Origin of the sequence: Algoriphagus sp., assembly GCF_029254265.1 — a bacterium.
In the GTDB taxonomy this organism is placed as follows: domain Bacteria; phylum Bacteroidota; class Bacteroidia; order Cytophagales; family Cyclobacteriaceae; genus Algoriphagus.
The window spans coordinates 1-4,531 of the sequence record NZ_JAQWXX010000106.1; the positions used below are offsets into that span (position 1 = coordinate 1).

Consider the following 4,531-nt stretch of genomic DNA (forward strand, 5'->3'; position numbering starts at 1 on the left):
CCGAATTAATCGCTCCCAGAACAAAGACACCATCTTCAATAATCTAATCATCAGAATGGTAAAAGCAGATAAAATGTATATCTCAAATATGATATGATGTTAAGCGGACACCTCTATTCTTTTAAATTATTTAAGTTTCAAGCGAAGTTAGATTATTCTGTTCTTGGTAGTTAGCATGATGATTCCTAACTGACTACCATGAGCAGAGGATTTGTCAAAGAAGAAGATCAGGAAGAGCCCCCTTTATTCCACCTGGAGCCGATTTGCCCGATGAGGTCAGCAATTACGTTACACCGAAGGATTTGGAAGAATTGATGGCCGAAAAACATGCGCTTATCACAGAGCGAACAGCGCTAAGCGCTACCACTGAACAAGAAAAACGAATCGCATCGAATTTCATTACTGCCATAATCCATCTAATCGACGAGCGAATCGCCACGGCCAAGGTGGTCGAGCTCAGCGAGCAACCTAAGGGTAAATTGCGATTTGGCGCGACATTGATGCTCAAAATCCATACTACGCCAAAACCATGGAAATCTCAGACCTATCAACTCATAGGGGTGGATGAAGCTGATATCACCAAACACAAAATTTCATTCATCTCACCCATTGCCAAAATTCTGATTGGTAAAAAAGTCGGTGAATAGGCCATTTTAAAACTAGCTAGAGAAGACCGAATCTTTGAAGTAGAAGTCATCCGGTACATCTGAGGAGTTGACAATTGCTGAAAAGACATATTAGGATCATTTTTAAGGAAAAAACTTCCCTTTTTCCCCTATTTTTGCACCTTCAATAAAATTACCCTCGAATGTCTATTGCCAGCAAATACGATCCAACCGCAGCCGAATCAAAATGGTATGACTACTGGATGGAGCATAAGCTTTTCTCCTCCAAAGTAGATCACAGCAAGGAACCTTACACCATTGTAATTCCTCCGCCAAATGTCACCGGAGTCCTGCACATGGGTCATATGCTGAATAATACCATTCAAGATGTCTTGATCCGACGAGCTAGAATGCAAGGGAAAAATGCTTGCTGGGTTCCTGGAACGGATCACGCTTCCATTGCCACAGAGACGAAAGTGGTAAATATGCTGAAGGATCAGGGTATAGACAAAAAATCCCTGACCCGGGAAGAATTCCTTTCTCATGCTTGGGAATGGAAAGAGAAATACGGTGGAATCATTCTTGAGCAGTTGAAAAAACTTGGAGCTTCCTGTGATTGGGATCGTACTGCATTCACCATGGATCCAGGACTTAGCAAGGCAGTGATAGATGTCTTTGTGGACTTACATCAGAAAGGAAAAATCTACCGCGGCATCCGAATGGTTAATTGGGATCCACAGGGAAAAACTGCACTCTCGGACGATGAGGTGATCACCAAAGAAATCCAATCAAAACTTTTTTACATCAATTATAAAATTGAAGGTTCGGAAGATCAGTTTCTGACTATTGCCACAACTCGTCCGGAGACGATTATGGCAGATTCGGCAATCTGTATCAACCCAAATGATCCAAGATTCACACACCTAAAAGGAAAACGAGCGATCATTCCTTTGATCAATCGTTCTGTTCCGATCGTCGAAGATGAATACGTGGATATGGAGTTTGGAACGGGTTGTCTTAAAGTGACTCCTGCTCACGATATCAATGATTACGAACTTGGAATCAAGCATAAACTCGAAGTAATCGACATCCTCAACGATGATGGTACTTTGAATGAGAAAGCGCAAATTTTGGTTGGCGAGGATCGATTTGTAGCTCGTAAAATGATTGCAAAGCGACTGAAAGAAGCGGAGCAACTAGAAAAAATCGAAGAATACAAATCCAATGTAGGCCACTCTGAGCGAACCGATGCGGTGATTGAACCGAAGCTTTCCCTGCAGTGGTTCCTGAAAATGGAAGATATCACCAAGCCTGCATTGACAGCTGTGATGGATGATGTGATTCAACTTTATCCGCCGAAATTCAAGAACATGTACCGTGCTTGGATGGAGAATGTGCGGGATTGGTGTATCTCGCGCCAACTCTGGTGGGGACATCAGATCCCTGCCTATTACTTACCAAATGGAGAATATGTAGTTGCCAAATCCAAGGATGAAGCATTGATTCTTGCCAATGAGAAATTTGGGACAAACTATTCTGAATCAGATTTAACTCAGGATGAAGATGTTTTGGATACTTGGTTTAGTTCTTGGCTCTGGCCGATTTCAGTATTTGATACGGAAGTCTTTTCCACAGGAAAGCAAAATGAGGAACTGCAATACTACTATCCCACTAATGACTTGGTGACTGCTCCGGAGATCTTATTCTTCTGGGTTGCTCGAATGATCATTGCAGGCTATGAATACACGGGTGAAAAACCTTTTAAAAATGTCTACCTGACGGGAATCGTACGGGATAAATTGGGTCGAAAGATGTCCAAATCACTAGGTAATTCTCCTGATCCACTCGAACTAATCGCACAATACGGTGCAGACGGAGTACGAACAGGAATGCTTTTCTCCTCCCCTGCTGGAAATGATTTACCTTATGATGACAAGCTAGTCGAACAAGGCCGAAACTTCGCTAATAAGATCTGGAATGCTTTCCGACTGGTAAAAGGCTGGGAAATCGACCCTAAGCTTGATGGCTCACAGAATGAATCTAGCATCGCTTGGTTCGAAAGTCGATTCAATCAAGCTTTGGTCGAAATCAACGAGCATTTTGAAAAATTCAGAATTTCCGATGCCTTGATGACAACCTATAAATTGATCTGGGGAGATTTCTGCTCTTGGTATTTGGAGATGATCAAGCCAGAATATCAACATCCGATCGATCAGGCGACTTATGATCGAACTGTCCAATTATTTGAGGATATTCTAAGGATTCTTCATCCATTTATGCCTTTTATCTCAGAGGAAATCTGGCATTTAATCAAAGAAAGATCAGTGGAAGAGTCCTTGATTTTGGCTTCATGGCCGGAAGAAAAAACCTTCAACTCCCAAATCATTGAAGAAGCAGCGCAAGTATTCGAGGTAGTTTCTCAAGTACGGAATCTTCGCGCATCAAAAGGAATGTCTCCAAAAGAGGCTTTGGATTTGACCATCAATGCTAAGAATGAAGCACTTTATACTCGATTTGAATCTGTATTGACCAAACTGGCGAATCTATCTTCGTTTAGCTTTGGAAAGGCTGTAGAAAACGCGATGAGCTTTGTGGTAAAAGCCGATGAATGTTTTATCCCCGCAGGTGACACGATCAATGTGGAAGAAGAGCGGGAGAATATCAGTAAAGAGCTGGAATACACCAGAGGTTTCTTAAACTCAGTCATGAAAAAGCTGAGCAACGAACGTTTTGTGGCTGGCGCACCAGCCCAAGTCATTGAAATGGAGCGTAAGAAACAAGCAGATGCTGAGGCGAAAATCAAAACTTTGGAAGAAAGTCTAGCAAAGCTGGGGTAAGATCCGAGTTATGAAAGAAAATGAGAAAAGGTCACTTGAAAATTCAAGTGACCTTTTCTCATTTTATCATTTCGGAAAAAGAAAAATCACCACTGCCCTCCAGCCCCAATCCGCTTTGGCCCCATCTGGAGCGGCGAGATTTAAACGTGGCCCGACTACAAACTGGGTTTTTTGCTTTCCTAAACTAGTTACAGCACTGATTGTAGGATTAAACCACACGGTAGTCGTGGAGGCTTTCCAATTTTGCGTCCATTCCATGTTGGCTCCAATTCCCGCACCGGATTTCCAGTTGTAATTTACAAAAGGCTGCACCAACATTTGGCTGACATCAGGGCGATCCTCGCTTCCGGCCACGGACCAAAGTTGATTAACCAATCCACCTATGGTCCATCCATTGGTTTGCTTCAATGCAACTGCGGTCGGTCCCATCCCAAATTTTTTCGTAGTCAGAAAATCATTGGTTCCAACAGGTAGTAAAAAAGCAGGGCCTACTCCCCAAGTCAATTTCTCCGAGTTTGAGGGTGAGAAGAAAGCTGACATTACCGCATCGCCCAGCCCGGATTGCTTTTCGCCCGGAGCAGTGATATTGTATTGAGTGACAATAGGTAGCACCACCCGGGTAATCATATTGATTTTATCATTGATTTTGATAGGCAAAACGGGCTGAAAATTCAAAGTATTCCGAGTTCCTTGCCATTGGCCAATACCGTAGTCAGTATTATTTTGGAAGGGAACAGAGATTAAAGAAGCTATTGGGTTTGCCAGTTTTTTAGCCAATTCGGCTGCATCATCTTGAGCGAAAGCTGCGGTAAGTGAATAAGCACTTAACAGTATTACAAGGAAAAATTTTTTCATACAAAGAGAAATTACTTTTTAAAGTCATTAATAATGATTCCATTTTAATTTAAGAGAGGAACAATTAAGGTTAAGTTAAATATAAATTTAACCAGTAAAGGGTTTAGAATATTGTAAGAGAGTGTTCAGTTAAGTGTGTCTGCTAATTTTACAAATAGATGACAAAGAAACGAACACTTGAAGAATTATTTAGTGATCCTCAGACGAGTGATCGGCTGAAAGAGCGGCTTTACA

The 4,531-nt window shown here is 41.9% G+C and carries 3 protein-coding genes and 1 pseudogene; 3 read left to right on the forward strand and 1 reads right to left on the reverse strand.

Annotation, left to right across the window (positions count from 1 at the left end):
- From P8O16_RS16140 to P8O16_RS16150, 3 genes and pseudogenes are all read left to right on the forward strand, one after another.
- Positions 1-97: pseudogene (locus tag P8O16_RS16140) on the forward strand (IS1595 family transposase); the annotation flags it as partial.
- Positions 98-263: 166 nt separating this feature from the next.
- Positions 264-647 (forward strand): GreA/GreB family elongation factor, encoded by a 384-nt coding sequence (locus P8O16_RS16145; RefSeq protein ID WP_300316470.1) that lies wholly within the window; start codon positions 264-266, stop codon positions 645-647.
- Between the two features lie 161 nt (positions 648-808).
- Positions 809-3,442, forward strand: a complete 2,634-nt coding sequence (locus P8O16_RS16150; protein ID WP_300316471.1) for a valine--tRNA ligase — start codon at positions 809-811, stop codon at positions 3,440-3,442.
- Positions 3,443-3,508: 66 nt separating this feature from the next.
- Here P8O16_RS16150 and P8O16_RS16155 read toward each other — a convergent pair whose 3' ends face one another.
- On the reverse strand, positions 3,509-4,297 hold the full coding sequence (locus P8O16_RS16155) for a hypothetical protein (protein WP_300316472.1): 789 nt from the start codon (positions 4,295-4,297) through the stop codon (positions 3,509-3,511).
- Positions 4,298-4,531 lie beyond the last annotated feature (234 nt).